General features: G+C 70.9%; 20 protein-coding genes (1 of these 20 cut by a window edge). 9 read left to right on the forward strand and 11 right to left on the reverse strand.

All coding sequences use genetic code 11. From position 1 onward, the window contains the following. Positions 1-84: 84 nt before the first annotated feature. The 3 genes from ACE101_RS12220 to ACE101_RS12230 all read left to right on the forward strand — a co-directional run bounded on the left by ACE101_RS12220 (position 85) and on the right by ACE101_RS12230 (position 2,412). Entirely contained in the window at positions 85-1,467 is a 1,383-nt protein-coding gene (locus ACE101_RS12220) for a M20/M25/M40 family metallo-hydrolase (protein WP_379129611.1), read from the forward strand. Between the two features lie 83 nt (positions 1,468-1,550). Then, positions 1,551-2,099, forward strand: a complete 549-nt coding sequence (speG, locus tag ACE101_RS12225; RefSeq protein WP_379129613.1) for a spermidine N1-acetyltransferase — start codon at positions 1,551-1,553, stop codon at positions 2,097-2,099. A gap of 79 nt (positions 2,100-2,178) precedes the next feature. Next, positions 2,179-2,412 carry a hypothetical protein gene (locus ACE101_RS12230; RefSeq protein ID WP_379129616.1) on the forward strand — a complete coding sequence of 78 codons (234 nt, stop codon included), beginning with the start codon at positions 2,179-2,181 and terminating at the stop codon, positions 2,410-2,412. A gap of 40 nt (positions 2,413-2,452) precedes the next feature. On the opposite strand, the gene ppa is transcribed toward ACE101_RS12230, so the two are convergent. Next, positions 2,453-2,989, reverse strand: coding sequence for an inorganic diphosphatase (ppa, locus tag ACE101_RS12235; RefSeq protein ID WP_379129618.1), 537 nt, complete (start codon positions 2,987-2,989; stop codon positions 2,453-2,455). 114 nt (positions 2,990-3,103) lie between these two features. Next, positions 3,104-3,610 carry a GNAT family N-acetyltransferase gene (locus ACE101_RS12240; RefSeq protein WP_379129620.1) on the reverse strand — a complete coding sequence of 169 codons (507 nt, stop codon included), beginning with the start codon at positions 3,608-3,610 and terminating at the stop codon, positions 3,104-3,106. A gap of 258 nt (positions 3,611-3,868) precedes the next feature. Between ACE101_RS12240 and ACE101_RS12245 the strand changes: the two genes are divergently transcribed. Next, on the forward strand, positions 3,869-4,594 hold the full coding sequence (locus tag ACE101_RS12245) for a tyrosine-protein phosphatase (RefSeq protein WP_379129623.1): 726 nt from the start codon (positions 3,869-3,871) through the stop codon (positions 4,592-4,594). 240 nt (positions 4,595-4,834) lie between these two features. Here ACE101_RS12245 and ACE101_RS12250 read toward each other — a convergent pair whose 3' ends face one another. The 3 genes from ACE101_RS12250 to ACE101_RS12260 all read right to left on the reverse strand — a co-directional run bounded on the left by ACE101_RS12250 (position 4,835) and on the right by ACE101_RS12260 (position 7,367). Further along, entirely contained in the window at positions 4,835-5,737 is a 903-nt protein-coding gene (locus tag ACE101_RS12250; protein WP_379129625.1) for a DMT family transporter, read from the reverse strand. Between the two features lie 128 nt (positions 5,738-5,865). After that, entirely contained in the window at positions 5,866-6,627 is a 762-nt protein-coding gene (locus ACE101_RS12255) for a carbonic anhydrase (RefSeq protein ID WP_379129628.1), read from the reverse strand. A gap of 575 nt (positions 6,628-7,202) precedes the next feature. Continuing rightward, on the reverse strand, positions 7,203-7,367 hold the full coding sequence (locus ACE101_RS12260; protein ID WP_379129631.1) for a hypothetical protein: 165 nt from the start codon (positions 7,365-7,367) through the stop codon (positions 7,203-7,205). Positions 7,368-7,774: 407 nt separating this feature from the next. Between ACE101_RS12260 and ACE101_RS12265 the strand changes: the two genes are divergently transcribed. After that, positions 7,775-8,677 (forward strand): metal ABC transporter substrate-binding protein, encoded by a 903-nt coding sequence (locus ACE101_RS12265; RefSeq protein WP_379129633.1) that lies wholly within the window; start codon positions 7,775-7,777, stop codon positions 8,675-8,677. Positions 8,678-8,699: 22 nt separating this feature from the next. Here ACE101_RS12265 and moaD read toward each other — a convergent pair whose 3' ends face one another. The 4 genes from moaD to ACE101_RS12285 are packed head-to-tail and all read right to left on the reverse strand — an operon-like array spanning position 8,700 to position 11,816. Next, the gene (moaD, locus tag ACE101_RS12270; RefSeq protein ID WP_379129635.1) at positions 8,700-8,951 is read right to left on the reverse strand and encodes a molybdopterin converting factor subunit 1; all 252 of its coding nucleotides are present in this window, start codon (positions 8,949-8,951) and stop codon (positions 8,700-8,702) included. Beyond that, on the reverse strand, positions 8,948-9,550 hold the full coding sequence (pgsA, locus tag ACE101_RS12275) for a CDP-diacylglycerol--glycerol-3-phosphate 3-phosphatidyltransferase (RefSeq protein ID WP_379129637.1): 603 nt from the start codon (positions 9,548-9,550) through the stop codon (positions 8,948-8,950). Before pgsA ends, moaD begins: the two co-directional genes overlap by 4 nt. A gap of 54 nt (positions 9,551-9,604) precedes the next feature. After that, positions 9,605-11,611: an excinuclease ABC subunit UvrC gene (uvrC, locus tag ACE101_RS12280; RefSeq protein WP_379129640.1), complete on the reverse strand. Its 2,007-nt coding sequence runs from the start codon at positions 11,609-11,611 to the stop codon at positions 9,605-9,607. Between the two features lie 43 nt (positions 11,612-11,654). Further along, the gene (locus ACE101_RS12285) at positions 11,655-11,816 is read right to left on the reverse strand and encodes a YqaE/Pmp3 family membrane protein (RefSeq protein ID WP_083784669.1); all 162 of its coding nucleotides are present in this window, start codon (positions 11,814-11,816) and stop codon (positions 11,655-11,657) included. A gap of 100 nt (positions 11,817-11,916) precedes the next feature. Between ACE101_RS12285 and ACE101_RS12290 the strand changes: the two genes are divergently transcribed. Then, complete coding sequence (locus ACE101_RS12290) at positions 11,917-12,834, forward strand: hypothetical protein (protein ID WP_379129642.1); 918 nt, start codon at positions 11,917-11,919, stop codon at positions 12,832-12,834. Here the strand turns inward: ACE101_RS12290 and ACE101_RS12295 are convergent. Next, the gene (locus ACE101_RS12295; RefSeq protein ID WP_379129644.1) at positions 12,740-13,942 is read right to left on the reverse strand and encodes a Zn-dependent hydrolase; all 1,203 of its coding nucleotides are present in this window, start codon (positions 13,940-13,942) and stop codon (positions 12,740-12,742) included. The two genes, ACE101_RS12290 and ACE101_RS12295, sit on opposite strands and share 95 nt — an antisense overlap. 293 nt (positions 13,943-14,235) lie before the next feature. On the opposite strand from ACE101_RS12295, the gene ACE101_RS12300 reads away from it, so the two are divergent. Then, positions 14,236-15,813: a gamma-glutamyltransferase family protein gene (locus tag ACE101_RS12300; RefSeq protein WP_379129646.1), complete on the forward strand. Its 1,578-nt coding sequence runs from the start codon at positions 14,236-14,238 to the stop codon at positions 15,811-15,813. On the opposite strand, the gene ACE101_RS12305 is transcribed toward ACE101_RS12300, so the two are convergent. Then, positions 15,807-17,078, reverse strand: a complete 1,272-nt coding sequence (locus tag ACE101_RS12305) for an MFS transporter (RefSeq protein ID WP_379129649.1) — start codon at positions 17,076-17,078, stop codon at positions 15,807-15,809. The two genes, ACE101_RS12300 and ACE101_RS12305, sit on opposite strands and share 7 nt — an antisense overlap. A 100-nt stretch (positions 17,079-17,178) precedes the next feature. On the opposite strand from ACE101_RS12305, the gene ACE101_RS12310 reads away from it, so the two are divergent. Continuing rightward, on the forward strand, positions 17,179-17,625 hold the full coding sequence (locus ACE101_RS12310; RefSeq protein ID WP_379129651.1) for a winged helix-turn-helix transcriptional regulator: 447 nt from the start codon (positions 17,179-17,181) through the stop codon (positions 17,623-17,625). 291 nt (positions 17,626-17,916) lie between these two features. Continuing rightward, positions 17,917-18,191, forward strand: partial view of a winged helix-turn-helix domain-containing protein gene (locus ACE101_RS12315; RefSeq protein WP_379126108.1) — the 5' portion only. Its footprint extends 145 nt past the window's final position; only the first 275 of its 420 coding nucleotides appear in the window; its start codon is at positions 17,917-17,919; its stop codon lies off the right edge, out of view.

An 18,191-nucleotide genomic window follows, 5' to 3' on the forward strand; every position in this document is an offset into this window, starting at 1 on the left:
AGCCGCGTCCGCCGGGAGCATCGCGGGGGTTCATGCCGCGGTGAGTCTGGGTTACGCCTGCGCCGGTTCTCACGGAGACGCCGCATGTCCGCGCTTGACCCGATCCTCGCCGATATCGACCGCGACCTCGACACCTCGCTCGAGCGGCTGTTCGCCTTCCTGCGGATCCGGTCGATCTCGACCGATCCGGCCTACGCGGCGGAATGCCGGCAGGCGGCCGAGTGGCTGCGCGGCGATCTCGCGGCGATGGGCTTCGAGGCGTCGCTGCGCGAGACCGGCGGCCATCCGGTGGTGCTCGCCCATGCGCCGAAGCCGGGTGCGCCGCACGTCCTGTTCTACGGCCATTACGACGTGCAGCCGGTCGACCCCGAGAACCTCTGGGACGCGCCGCCCTTCGAGCCGCGCCTGATCACCCTCCCGGATGGCCGCCGCGCGATCAGCGCCCGCGGCGCCTGCGACGACAAGGGGCAGGTGATGACCTTCATCGAGGCCTGCCGGGCCTGGAAGGCGATCCACGGCGAGCTGCCGGTCGGCGTGACCCTGCTGATCGAGGGGGCCGAGGAGGACGGTTCCAAGCACCTGCCGGAATGGGTCGCGGCGAACCGCGCGGAACTGAAGGCCGACATCGCCCTCGTCTGCGACACCGGCATGTGGGACAGCGCCACCCCGGCCATCACCACCTCGCTGCGCGGGCTCGCCTATTTCGAGGTCTTCGTGACCTGCGCCGACCGCGACCTGCATTCGGGCCTGTTCGGCGGCGCGGCGGCGAACCCGATCCACGTGCTCTCGCGGATCATCGCCGACCTGCACGACGACCAGGGCCGCGTCACCCTGCCGGGCTTCTACGACGCGGTGCGCGAGCCGCCCGCCGCGGTGCTGGAACGCTGGCGCGCCCTCAACCTCACGCCGGAGAACTTCCTGGGGCCGATCGGCCTCGCGCGATCGGCCGGCGAGCGCGACCGCATGCTGATCGAGCAGGTGCAGTCGCGCCCGACCTGCGACGCCAACGGCATCGTCGGCGGCTATACGGGCGAGGGCACCAAGACCGTCATCGCGAGCCGGGCGAGCGCCAAGATCTCCTTCCGCCTCGTGGAGGACCAGGATCCGGACGCGGTGGCGAGGAGCTTCGACGCCTTCGTCCGCGCCCGGGTGCCGGCGGATTGCAAGGTCGAGATCGTGACCCACAAGGGCTCGCGCGCCCTCGGGCTGCCCTTCGACATGCCGGCCCTCGGCGCGGCCCGCGCCGCCCTCGAGGCCGAGTGGGGCGTGGCGCCCGTGACCATCGGCTCGGGCGGCTCGATCCCGATCGTCGGCGATTTCAAGCGGGTGCTCGGCCTCGACACCCTGCTCATCGGCTTCGGCCTCGACGACGACCGCGTCCACTCGCCGAACGAGAAGTACGACCTCACGAGCTTCCACAAGGGAACCCGCAGCTGGGCGCGTATTCTCGCGGCCCTGGCGGGCTGATCCGGCCGCTCGGCGCGTGACGGCGCGGCGGCCCGCGACTACCATCGCGGGCCGCCATCGGGACGGCGGATCGAGGTCGCATCATGACTGTGAAGCTGCGTCCGCTGGAACGCGAGGACCTGCTCTTCGTGCACCAGCTCAACAACAATGACAGCATCATGCGCTATTGGTTCGAGGAGGCCTACGAGTCCTTCGCGGAGCTGGCGCAACTCTACGAACGCAATATCCACAACCAGACCGAGCGGCGCTTCATCATCGGGTCGCCCGATGCCGAGCGGGCCGGCATGGTGGAGCTCGTGGAGATCAACCACCTGCACCGGCGCTGCGAGTTCCAGATCGCCGTGCATCCCGCCTTCCAGGGCCGCGGCTACGCCTCGCAGGCGACGCGCATCGCCATCGACTACGCCTTCAGCGTCCTCAACATCCACAAGCTCTACCTGCACGTGGACAAGGACAACCGCCGGGCGGTCGGCCTCTACGAGCATTGCGGCTTCGTGACCGAGGGCGTGCTCAAGGACGAGTTCTTCGTCAACGGCCGCTACCGGGACGCGGTGCGGATGTGCCTGTTCCAGCCCGCCTATCTGGCGCGGCGGGGCGGCGGCGACGTGGGCGAGCCGGTCCTCAAGACCTGACGCGCGCCCCCTGACGAACTCCCCCTGGCGCGCCCGCGCGGGCTTGCGTATGGAGGGCCCCCTCCGAGGAGCCCGGCCGTTGCGCGAGACCTTTCACATCGAGATCACCGGCCCGGACGGCCTCGTGCAGCGGGCCTCGGTCCGGGTGGCCGGCCTGGAGGCGGTGCGGGAGCGGGCGCTGCGGCTCTTCCGCCGCGCCCGGGTGCCGCAGCGCCTGGGACCCGCGGCCGAGGCGGTGCGCGTCGTCGACGGGGCCGGGCGCGAGGTCTTCGCCTGGAGCATGTGGGACGAGGGCGGCCTGCGGACCCGGTGAGCCGGCCGGGCCGCCCCGGATCCTCAGGCCTCGCTCGTCCTCAGGCCTTGCTCTTCTTGGCGCGCTCGATCCCCTCGCCGATCAGGCGCTGCGCCTCGGCCTTGTCGCCCCAGCGCACGATCTTCACCCATTTGCCGGGCTCGAGATCCTTGTAGTGCTCGAAGAAGTGCTGGATCTGATGGAGCGTGATGTCCGGCAGATCGGTGTAGTTGTCGATGCGGTCGTAGCGCTTGGTGAGGTGGCGCGACGGCACCGCGATGATCTTCTCGTCCTCGCCGGCATTGTCCTCCATCACGAGGACGCCGACCGGCCGCACGCTCATGATCGCGCCCGGGGCGATCGCCCGGGTGTTGGCGACCAGCACATCGCAGGGATCGCCGTCGCCCGACAACGTGTGGGGGATGAAGCCGTAATTCCCCGGATAATGCATCGCCGTGTAGAGGAACCGGTCGACGACCAGCGTGCCGGCGTCCTTGTCCATCTCGTACTTGATCGGCTCGCCGCCGAGCGGCACCTCGATGACGACGTTGACGTCCTCGGGCGGATTCTTGCCGATGGAAACGGCATCGAGACGCATGAGGGCACTCCTCGCAAGCGGGGCGGTACGCCCCGGGATCGCCCGGTGCTTAGAGACCCGCGCGGATCAACACAAGCGTATTGCGTGTGAGCTCGGGAGACCAGGACGATCCCGTTACGCGAACAGGTAAGCGACCTTCGAGAGGCGCGCACCCGCGATGCGGTCGGTCGCCTGCGCCACGACCTGGCCGCCCAGATGCTCGTAGAAGTCGCGCGCGCGGTGGTTGTCGGCCAGCGACCAGACCGCGATCCGTGCCACGTCCCGGTCCCGCAGGTCGTTGCGCACCGCGTTGAACAGGCGCCGGCCGTAGCCGAGCCCCTGATAGGACGGTGCGAGGTAGATCTCGTCGATCTCGCCCTCGGCCTTCAGCGCGCGGTCGCGGCAGCGGCCGTAGGAGACGTAGCCGACCACGGCCTCGCCCACCTCCAGCACGACGAGGGGACGGTTGCGCCCGGCGGTGGAGCGCCACCAAGCCGGCCCGCGCCGGGCCAGCATGCGGTCCAGGGCCACGCCCGGGATGATGCCCTGGTAGGCTTCCCGCCACGCGGCGTCGAAGACCTCCGACAGCATCTCGGCATCGTCCTGGCGCGCCCGGCGGATGCTGACGACCTGTGTGCTCACGGCTTCCTCCTTACCGCCTCCGACCCTGCGTTGCCCCCTGACGGCAACCGAGCTTGAGCGCCCGCAGGATGCGGCACGGAGCCGAGCAAGCGCAATGCCATGCTCGTGAGCCGGCTTGCATCTTGTCCGATCGTTGCGGAACCGACACGCGGCTGCTACATGCCGCGTCTGTTTCAGGATGACCGGCGGGTTAGGCGGGCTCGCCGCGGCTCCGTTCCCCGGACGGCCTGGGGCCCCTCTGGCAACGATCGTTCCCGCGTGTTCAACCGCTTCCTTCCGCCCGAGACCCGCTACGCCCGCCGCATGGCGCGCATCGCCCGCTGGGAGAAGCCGATCGCCGGCCGCCGCAACCGGCTGCGCGCCTGGATGAACATGCTGCTCGTCGACCACGGCGTGCTGCGGCTGGCCTATCTCAACCGGCACCGCATCGGGCGCGGCCTGCTGTGGCGCTCGGCCCAGCCCGCTCCCCACGACCTCGCGTGGTTCAAGCGGCAGGGCGTGCGCACCATCATCTCCCTGCGCGGCGGGCGCGAGCACGGCTCCTGGCAACTCCAGCGCGAGGCCTGCGAGCGCGAGGGCTTGGTGCTGCGCGAATTCGTGGTGCGCTCGCGCGAGGCGCCGGACCGCGCCATGCTGCTCGCCGCCCGGGACTTCTTCGCCGAGATCGAGTACCCGGCGCTGATGCACTGCAAGTCGGGCGCGGACCGGGCCGGCTTCGCGGCCGCCCTCTACCTCATCCTGCACGAGGGCCGCCCGGTGACCGAGGCCGCCCGCCAGCTCTCGCCGCGCTACGGGCATTTCCGCTTCGCCAAGACCGGCATCCTCGACGCCTTCTTCGACCGCTACCGCGCCGAGGCCGAGACGAAGGGCCTGAGCTTCCTCGACTGGGTCGAGCACCACTACGACCCGGAGGCGCTGCGGCGGGATTTCCAGGCCGGGTTCTGGTCCGACATCCTGGTGGACCGCCTGCTCAAGCGCGAGTGATACGGTTTCCGGACGATCACTTTCGGAAACCGTATCACGAGCCCGCGCGGCGCCTGAGCGAGGCCGGTTTCCGCATCGCGAAGCGATCATCCGGAAACCGTATGATACGCAATCCGCTTGATCCAAGCGGATTGCGTATCAGCAAGCCCGCGCGGCGCTTGAGCGAAGCCGATTTCCGCATTGCGAAGCAATCAACCGGAAATCGTATGATACGGTTTCCGCGGGCGAGGCCCCCGGCCCTCAGCCGCGGGTGGTGAGGAGCACGCCGAGGCCGATCGCCGCGACGGCGAGCGCGCTCGCGAGGCTTGGGATCTCGCCGAGCACCGGGATCGCCAGGAGCGTCGCGATGACCGGGACCAGGGCCGTGAAGGCCGGGGTGCGCCGGCCGATCAGCGCCAGCGAGCGGTTGAAGGCGATGAGGCCGACCACGCTCACCAGCACGCCCTGATAGGCGACCTGCAGCGCCACCTCTCCCAGCGGCGCCGCCGCGATGTGGGACAGGCCGAGCGCGAGATAGGCCGGGACGTAGCCGACCAGCGAGACGACGCAGATCAGCGCCGTCGCCTCCACCGGCCGCAGGGCCGAGCGGCGCATCCGCACCGTGCCGATCGCCCAGAGCAGGGCGGCGGTGAGGAACAGGCCGTAGCCGAGGGCTTCCTCCCGCGTCTCGGCCGCCCCGGCGAGCGCGAGCGCCCCGGCGAGGATCAGTGCGAGGCCCGCCAGCGCCGTGCGGCCCGGCCGGTCCCCGAGGACGAGCATGCCGAGGACCGCCGCCATCAGCGGCATGGTGCCGGGGGTGAGGGCGGCGCCGTGGCCGGCCGGTGCGTAGCGCAGGGCGATCGAGATCAGGAGCGCGAAGGGCGCGCCCTGGCCCAGGATGAGCCACGCGGCGTCGATCCCGTCGCGGCGGGTGAGGCGGCGCAGGCGCAGCGCCACCGGCAGCAGGATGAGCCCGCCGCAGCCGAACCGGATCGCCACGAGGTCGGCGGGGCCGAGCGCGCTGCCGCTGCCCACGGTGCGGCGCGTCACCACGAACCAGCCGCCCCAGATGGTGACGGCGAGGAGGGCCCAGCCGACACCGGCCAGGAACGAGCGGTCGCGGGTCGACGGCCCCTGCGCCGCCGGCGAGGACAGGGACGTCACGGGGCGGCGGGGCCCGTCGCGGGCCTCGCGAATCGCGTTCTCCGCGCCATTCCGGCGTCTCCTCCACTCGGCGTTGCGGAGGCGCTATCATGGAAGCCCGGGCCGCGGCAACGCGCGGCCGGGGAGCCTCAGGGCGACACCAGCACGTAGCGGCGGTGCAGCTTCTGGATCGGCCGCGCATTCATCGGGTACAGGGCGGTGAAGCGCTGGATGTCCTCCGGGGCCACCTCGATCGGATCGACGCAGACCCGCCAATCCACCGTCTCGCTGCACGGGGGCGTCGTCAGCGATCCCTCGTAGGCGAAGTAGCGCAGCGAGGCCGGCAGCAGCGCCTTCATGTCGATCCCGGCCGGGAGCGTCGCGGCCGCTCCGGCCTGCCCGGGCATCGCGTCCATCAGCGCCTTGAAGGCCGGGTTCGCCCGGCCCGGGTTCATGAACACGCCGAGCACGCCGAGAGCGCCCGATTGCGGGTCCTTGTGGACGAAATGCACCTCCATCGGGAAGGAGCGCCCCTCGATGCGGTGCTCGCTCGGGGCGTGGAAGTGGAACTGCACCAGCTCGTAATGCGCCCCGCCCACCGCCATGGTGCTGCCGGAGGCCGGATCGACCTGAATGGTATGACCGTTGTTCACGATGCGGCCGGCGAGCGGCTTCCAGGCAAGCTCGACCCGGGGCAGGCTCGCCGAGGTGCTCCCGACGATGTCCAGGGGCGATTGCTGGCCGCCGACGGAGCAGACGCTCGCGGCCGGATCCATCGTGCCCCAGTGCTCGGGCCCGGTCTCGCCGGCATAGCTCCAGGGGACATGCTCCGCCGCGACGCTTGCGCGGCTCGTGCACAGCGCACAGCCCAGCGCGCCGCCGAGCCCGGTCAGAAATGCTCTCCGCTTCATGGTCACCGCCCCCGTCGCACCAGCCGGTTCGCCCGCCACCCGGCCGCCGACGAGCCGATGCGCCCCGCCGTCCCGGCATCCGGGATCGGGCTTCGGCCGTCTTGGCCAACCGGGAGGGCAGGAGGGCGTGCAGCGCCCCTCGCCGGCGTCACGGCTTTATCATGCTCGCCGTTACGAAAGCGATAATCGGGAACTTGCATAGACCATAGGATATAGATCGAGCGATCGGCGCATTGCGGTGGAATCTTGGGTATCCTCCCCGAGGAGGCGCCAATACTCGGCCAGGTCCGGACGCGATCGATCGCCGTCGCCAGCGAAGACCGGTTGCCCGGGGAATGATCCGCTCGGAGCCGTGCGCGAGCGCGCGTCCCGCCGGAGGGGATCCCGGTTCCGCGCGCGGAACCGCGTCATGCGATTTCCGATTGATGGCTCGGCGATTGCCAAGGCAATCGCGTCGCAAGGCGGAAATCGGCGTCGCTCAGTCGCCGGGCGGGCTCGTGATCCGTGTTCCGGACGATTGCTTCCAGAACACGGATGACGATCGAGAGCGGAGATCGCGTGCGGCGGACGGGCGGTCAGTGCCAGCCCTGTCCGAACCGCCCCGTGGAATGCATCAGGGTGTGGCCGCATTCCAGGCAGATGTAGCGGGTTTCGATGCCGCCGCCGAAGGCCTCGACCACCGGCGTGGAGGCCACGACCATCAGGCGGGCATGCGGCCGCGTCTCGGAGGACGACCGCATCTGTCCGTGGCACGCTCGGCAGGCTGCGTCGTCCGCACTCATCAGCCGGCGCGAGGCCGGCCGGAAACTGGCAGCGCGCTGCGCCATGTCCTTGCCTTGAGCGGCGAACCGCGATCCCGTCCGGATCTGATCGAACTGGATTCGGGGCGTCAAGCCCGCGGCACCTGCGTGAGGATCAATCCTCATCGGCGGGCGCCGCGGGCATCCGCTCCGGCCCATGACGAGGCGCCCATCATCGCGCCAGCGGCTGCCGTGAAATTGAGCGGAGCGGCCGCGTTTCCGAGCCTGAGAACAGGGCCCGCCGCGCCGGTCCCGGTCGCACGGCCCATCGCCGAGGCGGATATGTAATAATGTTGCATTCCCGTTCCGGCCCGCTAAGGTGCGCGCCGTCATGGAGGCGGGACCTTATGGGCAGGTGGAGCATTGCGGCGCTCGCGCTGGCGTCGGTGTTGTCGGGGACCGGGCCGGCTCTGGCCGAGCCGCTGAGGACGGTGGCCAGCTTCTCGATCCTGGGCGATCTCGTGCATCAGGTTGGCGGCGACCGGGTCGAGGTCGCCGTGCTGGTCGGTGCGAACGGCGACGCCCACACCTTCTCGCCCTCGCCGAGCGATGCCCGCAGGCTCACCGGGGCCCGGCTCGTGGTGATCAACGGCCTCGGCTTCGAGGGCTGGATCGAGCGGCTGGTGAAGGCCTCCGGCACCAAGGCTCCCGTGGTGGTCGCCTCGGCCGGCGTGACGCCGATCCGCGAGGAGGAGCACGCCCATGCCGGGCATGAGGGGCACCCGATCGACCCGCATGCGTGGCAGAGCATCGCCAATGCCAAGCGCTACGTGACGGCGATCCGCGACGGGCTGATCGGCGTCGACCCGGAGGGGCGGTCCGCCTACGAGGCGAATGCAGGCGCCTACCTCGCCAAGCTCGACGCCCTGGAGACCGAGGTGCGCGGGGCCGTCGCGTCGATCCCGGAGGAGCGGCGGCGGGTGATCACCACGCACGACGCCTTCGGCTACTTCGCCAAGACCTACGGCATGCGCTTCATCGCGCCTCAGGGCGTGTCGAGCGACACCGAGGCGACGGCCAAGGACGTGGCCCGGATCATCACCCAGGTGAAGCGCGAGAAGATCCCGGCGGTCTTCCTCGAGAACATCAGCGATCCCCGCCTGATGATGCAGATCGCCCGGGAGACCGGGGCGAAGGCGGGGGGGCGGATCTTCTCCGACGCCCTCTCGGAGCCGGGGGGCCCGGCCCCGACCTACATCGACATGATGCGCCACAACATCCGCGAGTTCACCGCGGCCCTGCGCGGCTGACGGCTCGCGGGACGGGCGGTCCTCAGCCGCCCGTCATCGGCGGGAAGAAGGCCACCTCGCGGGCCCCCGCCACCGGCGTCCCGGGCTTGGCGTGCACCCGGTCCACCGCGGCCCGCACCACGCCCTCGTTCTCGAAGGCGTAGGCGTATTCCTCGCCGCGGCCCTTCAGCCAGCGCACGAGATCGCCCACGGTCGCCACCGTCTCCGGCGGCTCGACGGTCTCGTCCGGGCGGCCGATCCGCTCGCGGACCCAGGCGAAGTAGACGAGCTTCATCGGGAGTCGTCTTCGATCATGTGGCGCAGGCCCGCCCGCAGGTAGTCCCAGCCCGTGTAGAGGGTGAGCGCCGCCGAGATCCACAGCAGCGTGATCCCGATCATCATGGTGCCCGGCAGGATGAGTTCGCCGGCCGGTCCCGCGATCAGGAAGCCGAGCGAGACGAGCTGCGCCGCGGTCTTCCACTTGGCGACCCGGCTCACCGGCACCCCGACCTTCAGCTCGGCGAGGTATTCGCGCAGGCCCGAGACCAGGATCTCGCGGCAGAGGATCACGATGGCGGCCCAGAGCGACCAGCCCGGGATCGAGCCGTCGGCTGCCAGCATCAGCAGGCAGGCGGCGACCAGGAGCTTGTCGGCGATCGGATCGAGCATCCGCCCGAGGGCTGAACTCTGCGAATAGGTCCGGGCGACGTAGCCGTCGAGATAGTCGGTGATCGCCGCCGCGATGAAGACCGCGAGCGCGGCGAAGCGCGCCGCCGGATCCTGCGGCCAGAACAGGAAACCCGCCACCACCGGAACCGCGACCACGCGGCCGTAGGTCAGGAGGTTCGCGAGGTTGAAGGCGACCGACCGGCGCCGGGGTACGACCATGGTCATCGCGGCCGGACAAACCACGGGGGCGAAGGGCCGTCAACCGCGACTCCGGTCCGCTCAGCCATTCGCATGGAAGAAGTCGTAGACCGCCCGTGCGGTGGCGGCGTTGACGCCCGGCGTCCGGGCGAGGTCCTCCAGGGCGGCACGCTCGATCGCCTTCACGGTGCCGAAGTGATGCAGGAGCGCCCGCTTGCGGGTCGGGCCGATGCCCGGGATCTCGTCGAGGGGGTTCTTCACCAGCTCGCGCTTGCGCTTGGCCCGGTGCGCGCCGATGGCGAAGCGGTGCGCCTCGTCGCGCAGGCGCTGCACGAAATAGAGGGTGGGATCGCGCGGCGGCAGCTTGAAGGGCGCCTGGCCCGGGATGAAGAAGGTCTCGCGGCCCGCATCCCGGTCGCGGCCCTTGGCGATGCCGACGAGGGGCACGTCGGTGACGCCGACCTCGGAGAGCGCCGTCCGGGCGGCGTCGAGCTGGCCCTTGCCGCCGTCGATCAGCACGAGATCCGGCCAGGCCGGGAAGGCGTCCGCATCCGCCGGCTCCGCGCCGTCGCCGGAGCGCGGCGCCTCCTTGACCAACCGGCTGAAGCGGCGCTGGAGCACCTCGCGCATCATCCCGTAATCGTCGCCGGGCTTCACCTCCGGCGACTTGATGGTGAAGGTGCGGTAATGCGTCTTCATGAAGCCGGTCGGGCCCGCGACGATCATCGCGCCGACCGCGTTCGTGCCCATGATGTGGGAATTGTCGTAGACCTCGACCCGCCGCGGCACCCTCGGCAGGCCGAAGGCTTGGCCGAGCGCCCCGAGCAGCTTGCCCTGCGAGGCGGTGTCGGCGAGGCGCCGGCCGAGGGCCTCCTTGGCGTTGCGCGCCGCGTAGTCGATCAGGTTCTTGCGCTCGCCGCGCTTGGGGGCGTGGATCTCGACGCGGCTCTCGGTCCGGGTCGAGAGGGCCGCGGCGAGGAGTTCGGCATCCTCGATGGCGTGCGAGACCAGGATCAGGCGCGGCGCCGGCTTGTCGTCGTAGAACTGGCCGATGAAGGAGCCGAGCACCTCCGAGGCGGTCATGCTGCGATCCGCCTTCGGGAAATAGGCGCGGTTGCCCCAGTTCTGCCAGTTGCGGAAGAAGAACACCTCGATGCAGAACTGCCCGGCCTGCTCGTCGAGGGCGAAGACGTCCGCCTCCTCGATGTCCTGGGTGTTGACGCCCTGCACGCCCTGGATGGCGGCGAGCGCGGCGATGCGGTCGCGGTAGCGCGCCGCCTTCTCGAATTCCCAGGTCTCCGCCGCCGCCTGCATGTCGGCGGCGAGGCGCTCCTTCACGCTGTTCGACTTGCCCGACAGGAACAGCCGGGCCTCCTCGGCGAGCGCCGCGTAGTCCTGCGGCGCGATCTCGCCCGTGCAGGGGCCCGAGCAGCGCTTGATCTGGAACAGCAGGCAGGGCCGGGTGCGGTTCTCGTAGTAGCTGTCCGAGCAGGAGCGCAGCAGGAAGGCCCGCTGGAGCGCGTTCACCGTGCGGTTCACCGCCCAGACCGAGGCGAAGGGCCCGAAATAGTGGCCGGGCCGGCGCCGGGCGCCGCGATGCTTGACGAGCTGCGGCGCCGCGGTATCGGCGGTGAGCAGGATGTAGGGCAGGGACTTGTCGTCCCGCATCAGCACGTTGTAGCGGGGCTTGAGCTGCTTGATCAGGTTGGCTTCGAGCAGCAGGGCCTCGGTCTCGGTCGCCGTGGTGACGAACTCCATCGAGGCCGTCTCGGCGATCATCCGGGCGATGCGGTTGGAATGCGCCTGGCCGCGGGCGTAGGAGCCGACGCGGTTCTTCAGGTTCTTGGCCTTGCCGACGTAGAGCACGTCGCCCTTGGCATCGAACATGCGGTAGACGCCGGGCGAGGGCGGCAGGGTCGACCAGAACCGGCGGATCACCTCCGTGCCGGCCCGCACGAGGCCGGCGCCGGTCTCGGGGTCGAAATCGATCTCGGGCGCGTCGTCGCGGGCATCGACCGCGGCATCGCCGCCCTCGTCGTCGAGGTCGAGGGCGTCCGGCGGTACGTCGTTCCCGGGAGTGCGTGTCATCGCCCTCGATGTAGGCGAGGGCGCGATGGGAGGGAAGGGCGCCTCAGCGCCGCGTCACCACCCAGACCGCGTGGATCAGGCCCGGGATGTAGCCGAACAGGGTCAGGATCACGTTGATGAAGAACTGAAGTCCCAGCCCGACCGTGAACAGCACGCCCACCGGCGGGATGATCACGAGCAGGATGATGCGGATGAGGTCGCCCATGGTGGTCTCCGCGCAAGGATGAAAGGTCAAGCTTGCCGAGAGAACGGCCGCCCGCCCGAACGGTTCCCTGGCGTCAGGCGGTCGGGCATCGGGGTCTGGCATGCTGCTCGAACTCTTCCACTACGTGGTCACGCCGGCCCCCCGGGCGCATCGCCGCCTCGGCTACCTGCGCGACACGATCTCGCTCGGCTCCCGCGCCGGCCGCTGCCGGAGGGCCTGGGCGCCGCACCTCGCGGCGACCCGCGACACCATCCGGGCGGCCATCGCCGGCTGTGCGGGCCGCGGGACGGCGGTGGTGCTGGGCTCCGGCTACTGCCACGACGTGCCGCTCGCCGATCTCGCGGCCGCCTTCCGGCGGGTGGTGCTGGTCGATGCCGTGCATCCCTGGGCGACCCGCCTGCGGGCCCGGCGGCATCCGAACGTGGCGCTGCTGACGGCGGATCTGAGCGGGAGCCTGGACCTGCTGCTCGGCCGCGCCGCCGATCTCGGTCCGGGCCTGCCGCCGGTCTGTGCGGCGGAGGGGACCGACCTCGTGGTGTCGGTGAATCTGCTCTCGCAGCTGCCGATCCTGCCGGGGGAGCGCCGGGGCGGGGCCGCTGCGGCGGATCTCGGCCGCCGCATCGTGGGACGGCACCTCGCCGAACTGGCGGCGCTGCGGGCGCGGATCTGCCTCGTCACCGATGTCGAGGCGATCATGGAGGACCGCGGCGGGCGGGTGACCGACCGGCTCGACCTGCTCCACGGCCACGATCCCGGCGCGCCGGATCGGCACTGGGCGTGGGATCTCGCGCCCTTCGGCGAGGCGGCCCGCCACCATCGCATCCGGCACCGCGTCGTCGCCTTCGCGGATTGGCGGGGGGCGCCGGCGACCGCTTCAGCCTCCCCGCTCGCCCGGGTCGCGGTCCGCGATGCCGTCCTGCCCCTTACCCCGCCAGGAACCGCCGCGCCGCCTCCCCCAGCACGCGCACGCCGAGCGCCAGATCCGCCTCGTCCGTGTCCTCCGCCCAGTGATGGCTGATGCCGCCGATCGAGGGCACGAACAGCATCGCGGCCGGCATCACCCGGGCCATGTTCTGCGCGTCGTGGCCGGCGCCCGAGGGCATCGCCTGCCAGCCGCCGGGGCAGAGCGTCTCCGCCGCCTCCGACAGGGCCCGCATCAGCCCGGGATCGCACAGGGCCGGCACGGCCCGCGACACCGCGATCAGCTCCGCCGGGCAGCGCTCCCGCCGGTTGCTCTCGCGGACCAGCGCCTGCAATTCCGCTTCCATGCGCTCCAGCACCGCGACCGAGACGTCGCGGAACTGGAACAGCACGTCGGCCCGCCCCGGGATGATGCTCGGTGCACCCGGATCGAGGCTGATGCGCCCGGTCGTCCAGGTGCTGCGCTCGCCGCAGACGCGCGGAAAGGCGGCATCGATCGCCGCGAGGAGCCGCACCGCGGTGAGCCCGGCGTCGCGGCGCTCGGCCATGGTGGTGCCGCCCGCATGGTCCTGCTGGCCCTCGATCACGATCCGGTACTGCCAGATGGCGACGATGCCCGTGACCACGCCGAGATGCAGGCCCTGGCGTTCGAGCTCAGTGCCCTGCTCGATGTGCATCTCCAGGAAGCCGCGGTAGCGGGCGGGGTCGAGCCGCAGCCGCGGCAGCCCGGCGAGGCCGGCCTGCGCCAGGGCCTCGCGCAGGGGCGTTCCGTCGGTGCGGTTGCGGGCGCCGTCGATCTCCGCCTCGGTGACGTCGCCGATGGCCGAGCGGCTGCCGAGGAAGCCGACGTCGAAATGCCCCTCCTCGTCCGCGAAGGCGCAGACATCGACCGGCAGCCCGGCCCGCGCCAGCGCGATCCCCGCGACGACGCCGAGCGCCCCGTCGAGCCAGCCCGCCTCGTTCTGGCTCTCGATGTGGCTCCCGACGAGGAGATGCGGTCCCGGCCCGCGATGCCGCCCGAGCACGGTGCCGACGCCGTCCATGGTGACGTCGAGGCCGCAGGATTCCAGCCGCTCCATGAGCCAGCGGCGGGCCTGCATGTCGGGGGGCGAATAGGTCGGGCGGTGGACGCCGGTCCTGAAGCGCCCGATGGCGCGCAGCGCATGCAGGTCCTGCAGGAAGGCGTCGGTGTCGATCTCTGTCATCGGAAGGGGCACTCGCTGGGGCGGGCGTGATTCTCGTTGGAATGGCCCGCGTCCGGCGCGCCGGTGCAAGTTCCGTGCGGCCGTGAGGGTCCCGGGCGGCGGCGCCCGCGCCGCCCTCCGGCCCCCGATTGTACTGGCATGTTCGGTGCCTGACGCCGGCCCATTGCCCGGTCCTACCCGCGGGCGGGTGCCGCGCATGCGTCCGCCGCCGGAGGGTGGTGCATTGGTCGACGTTGCGCCAAGCCGCTTCGTGGCGCAGCACGGCTCGTCAGCCGAGTGAAGGACGACACTCCATGAGGAATTTCTCGCGGCCCGGGCGCTCGCCCGTCTACGCCGCCAACGCCGCGGTCGCGACCTCGCATCCGCTCTCGACGCTGGCGGCCATCGAGGTGCTGCGCTCCGGCGGCAACGCGGTCGACGCGGCCATCGCGGCGGTGGCGGTGCAGGGCGTGGTCGACCCGCTGATGACCGGCATCGGCGGCGACTGCTTCGCCCTCTACCTGCCGAAGGGCGCGGACCGGCCGATCGCCCTCAACGGCTCCGGGCGCAGCCCGGCTGCGGCGCAGGACGCGTGGTATCTGGAGCGCGGCCTCACGATCACCCCGACCTCGCCGCATGCGGTGACGGTTCCCGGCGCGGTGGCGGCCTGGAGCTGGCTCGTCGAGCGCCACGGCACGCGCCCGCTCGGCGAATTGCTGCGGCCGGCGATCGGCTACGCCGAGGACGGCTACGCGGTTCAGCCGCGCGTCGCCTGGGACTGGGCGCGCAACACCGAGCGCGTGGCCGGCGACCCGGCGGCGGCGGCCGCCTACCTCATCGACGGCAAGGCCCCGGCGGCCGGGACGATCATGCGTCACCCGGCCCTTGCGCGCACCCTGCGGCGGATCGCGGCCGAGGGGCCGAAGGGATTCTACGAGGGGCCGGTGGCGGAGGACATCGTCGGACGGCTGCGGGCGCTCGGCGGACTGCACACCCTCGACGATGTCGCGACGGCGGCCCCCGAGGAGGTGGTGCCGGTCACGACGCGCTACCGCGGCTACGACGTCTACGAATGTCCGCCGAGCGGCCAGGGCCTCGCGGCGTTGATGATGCTCAACGTGCTGTCGCATTTCGACGTCGGCGCCCTGTCCGAGGCGGATCGGGTGCATCTCTTCGCGGAGGCCTGCAAGCAGGCCTATCACCATCGCGACGCGCTCTTCGCCGATCCGGTGGTGGCCCGCGTGCCGGTGGAGCACCTGCTGTCGGAGGCGTGGCGGGCGAGCGCCCACGGCGCCATCGACATGACCCGCGCCCGGGAGCCGGTCCTCTGGCCGGAGATCGCGCACAAGGACACGGTCTATCTCTGCGTGGTCGACCGGGACGGCAACGCCATCTCGCTGATCAACTCGATCTTCCAGGGCTTCGGCAGCGGCATCCTGGCGCCGGAGAGCGGCGTGCTGCTGCACAACCGGGGCTTCTCGTTCCGGGTCGAGCCCGGCCATCCGAATACGATCGGGCCGCGCAAGCGCCCGATGCACACCATCATCCCGGGCTTCCTGATGCGGGAGGGGAGGGCGGTGGCGCCGTTCGGCGTCATGGGCGGCCATTACCAGGCGATGGGCCACGTGGAGCTGCTCACCGGCCTGATCGACCGCGGCCTCGACGTGCAGGAGGCGCTTGACGCCCCCCGCAGCTTCGCCTTCGGCGGCGGCGTCGAACTCGAGGACGGATTCTCCGCCGGGCTCGCGGAGGCGCTCGAAGCGCGCGGCCACCGGATCATCCCGGCCGCCGGACCGATCGGCGGCGGACAGGTGATCTGGATCGATCACGCGCGCGGCGTGCTCAGCGCCGGCTCCGATCCGCGCAAGGACGGCAGCGCGCTCGGCTACTGAGGCGCGCCCTGCCCCGGCGACCGGCGGCGCCGCGGCGTCTTCGGTCGCCAGCGGGTGCAGGCCCAGAGGGCGAGGGCAGTGCCGCTGAACCCCGCGCCGAGCAGCGCGACGCCCGCCCAGCCGGCATGAGCATAGGCGATGGTGGAGGCGAGCGCGCCGAGTCCGCTGCCGAGCGAGTAGAACACCATGTAGCCCCCGATGAGCCGGCTGTGCGAGTCCGGGAAGCGCGCGACGATGAGGCTCTGGTTCGTCACGTGCACGGCCTGGACCGCGAGGTCGAGCATGAGGACACCGACGAGGAGCGCCGCCAGGGAAACCGGCAGCAGGGCGATCAATCCCCAGGACGCGAGGAGAAGCAGGAGAGCGGCACCGGTCGTCGCGGGGCCGAGCCCTTGGTCTGCGAGCCGCCCCGCCCCTCTCGCGGCCAGGGCTCCGACGAGGCCGACGAGGCCGAAGAGGCCGATCACGCCGTGCGGGAAGGCATGGGGCGCCGCGGAGAGCGGCAGGACGAGGGATGTCCAGAAGGTGCTGAACGCGGCGAAGATCAGGAGCGCGAGCAGGGCGCGCATCCGCAGGAGCGGCTGTTCCGCGAACAGCACGGGGATGGAGCGGAGGATCGCCGCGTAGCTCTCGTCCGGCATCCGCCGGCCCTCTCGCGGCAGCACGCGCCAGAGGATTCCGGTCATCACGAGCATCAGCACGGCGGAGACTCCATAGACCATCCGCCAGCCGGCAAGATCGGCGATCGCCCCGGCCGCGACGCGGGAAGCCAGAATGCCGATCACCACGCCGCTGGTGACGAGCCCGATCGCGCGACCGCGCTCGGCAGGGGCGGCGAGCGTCGCCGCGAAGGCGACGAGAACCTGCACCACGACCGACAGCAGGCCCAGCGCCACCATGCCGACGAGAAGGACGGCGGGCGTCGGCGCGCTTGCGACGACGATCAGCGCCGGAACCGAGAGCCCGACCTGCCCGAGGATCAAGCGCCGCCGGTCGAGGCGGTCACCGAGCGGGACGATGGCAACGAGGCCGATCGCGTAGCCAAGCTGGGTGAGCGTGACGACGAGACCGATGGAAGCCGGGTCGATGGCGACGCTCTCCGCGATCGCGTCGAGCAGCGGCTGGGCGTAGTAGACGTTGGCGACGCTGATGCCACAGGCCGCCGCAAAGATCAGGGCAAGCGGTCGCGAGAGGCGGCGCGCACCCGCGTCCGCGCAAGGTGAAGAGGGCTGCGCGACGCAATCCTCCGTGAGCGCGCTGGTCATGGATCCATCCTCAGGTCTTAGGTCTCATGATAGGACCACTTGAGGCGCGGTCGTTCCAGTTCTAAATCAGGACCAGTTAGGACGTGCGAGGGGGCGGGCGATGGTCAAGCGGGTCAGTCTGGCCGGAGCCGATTGTCCGGTCGCCCGCGCGCTGGATGTGATCGGCGACTGGTGGTCGCTCCTGATCATTCGCGACGCCTTCGACGGCATTTGCCGGTTCAGCGCGTTCCAGGCCAATCTCGGCATCGCCAAGGGAATGCTCTCCGCCCGGCTGAAGGATCTCATCGAGAAGGACATCTTCGAGACGGTGCCCGCCTCCGATGGCAGCGCCTACCGGGAATATGTGCTGACCGGGAAGGGGCGCGGTCTCTTCCTCGTGATCGTCGCTCTGCGCCAGTGGGGAGAGGATTGTCTTTACGGGCCGGATGAAGCTCATTCGGTCCTGGTGGACCGACGGATGGGCCGGCCGGTCGACCGTCTCGCGCTCCGGTCGGAGACCGGTGCCGTGCTCGGCTGGGAAGCGACCGAGGTGATGAAGACGGGCTGACCCGGCCTCTCAGGGCGTCGGGCACATGCGAAGAACCCCGGTCCATCTGGACCGGGGTTCTTGCTGTTGGGAATCTGGTTGCGGGGACAGGATTTGAACCTGTGATACCGGCGCGCGATTGAGGTGACTCGGATGGGTGTTCCCCGGGAAGGAAGCAGCTGATTCAATTGGCTCCTGCCTGAGCGGGAGGTCGGAATGGGACGCGGTTTGCCAATCCGGGAGGATGTCGCGACGCCGACTGAGTTGAGGCGGCGGGCCAGGAAAGAGCCTCGCCGTTCGACAGCGCAGCGGATGCTGGCGATCGCCAATGCGCTGGAAGGCATGAGCCGCGCCGAGGCGGCACGGGCGGCCGGGATGGAGCGCCAAGCTCTGCGCGATGCGGTGATCCGGTTCAATGCCGAGGGGTTGGCCGGGCTGGTGGATCGTCCGCACGGCCACAGGCGAGAGATCCTCAGCGAGGGTGAGCAAGCAGTTCTGGTGCATCGGATCCTGGTTGGGCCAGATCCCGAGCAAGGGGAGCCGTCGAGTTGGACGCTGCCGGACCTCTGCCGTTTCATCGAGGAGCG

Origin of the sequence: Methylobacterium carpenticola (genome assembly GCF_042748905.1) — a bacterium.
In the GTDB taxonomy this organism is placed as follows: Bacteria; Pseudomonadota; Alphaproteobacteria; order Rhizobiales; family Beijerinckiaceae; genus Methylobacterium; species Methylobacterium carpenticola.

Excerpts from the sequence above, each read along its gene's own strand:
- ACE101_RS12220 (WP_379129611.1), top strand. The coding sequence starts at position 85 with ATGTCCGCGCTTGACCCGATCCTCGCCGATATCGACCGCGACCTCGAC.
- speG (WP_379129613.1), top strand. The coding sequence starts at position 1,551 with ATGACTGTGAAGCTGCGTCCGCTGGAACGCGAGGACCTGCTCTTCGTG.
- ppa (WP_379129618.1), bottom strand. The coding sequence starts at position 2,989 with ATGCGTCTCGATGCCGTTTCCATCGGCAAGAATCCGCCCGAGGACGTC.
- ACE101_RS12255 (WP_379129628.1), bottom strand. The coding sequence starts at position 6,627 with ATGAAGCGGAGAGCATTTCTGACCGGGCTCGGCGGCGCGCTGGGCTGT.
- ACE101_RS12260 (WP_379129631.1), bottom strand. The coding sequence starts at position 7,367 with ATGCGGTCGTCCTCCGAGACGCGGCCGCATGCCCGCCTGATGGTCGTG.
- ACE101_RS12265 (WP_379129633.1), top strand. The coding sequence starts at position 7,775 with ATGGGCAGGTGGAGCATTGCGGCGCTCGCGCTGGCGTCGGTGTTGTCG.
- moaD (WP_379129635.1), bottom strand. The coding sequence starts at position 8,951 with ATGAAGCTCGTCTACTTCGCCTGGGTCCGCGAGCGGATCGGCCGCCCG.
- pgsA (WP_379129637.1), bottom strand. The coding sequence starts at position 9,550 with ATGACCATGGTCGTACCCCGGCGCCGGTCGGTCGCCTTCAACCTCGCG.
- uvrC (WP_379129640.1), bottom strand. The coding sequence starts at position 11,611 with ATGACACGCACTCCCGGGAACGACGTACCGCCGGACGCCCTCGACCTC.
- ACE101_RS12285 (WP_083784669.1), bottom strand. The coding sequence starts at position 11,816 with ATGGGCGACCTCATCCGCATCATCCTGCTCGTGATCATCCCGCCGGTG.
- ACE101_RS12290 (WP_379129642.1), top strand. The coding sequence starts at position 11,917 with ATGCTGCTCGAACTCTTCCACTACGTGGTCACGCCGGCCCCCCGGGCG.
- ACE101_RS12295 (WP_379129644.1), bottom strand. The coding sequence starts at position 13,942 with ATGACAGAGATCGACACCGACGCCTTCCTGCAGGACCTGCATGCGCTG.
- ACE101_RS12300 (WP_379129646.1), top strand. The coding sequence starts at position 14,236 with ATGAGGAATTTCTCGCGGCCCGGGCGCTCGCCCGTCTACGCCGCCAAC.
- ACE101_RS12305 (WP_379129649.1), bottom strand. The coding sequence starts at position 17,078 with ATGACCAGCGCGCTCACGGAGGATTGCGTCGCGCAGCCCTCTTCACCT.
- ACE101_RS12310 (WP_379129651.1), top strand. The coding sequence starts at position 17,179 with ATGGTCAAGCGGGTCAGTCTGGCCGGAGCCGATTGTCCGGTCGCCCGC.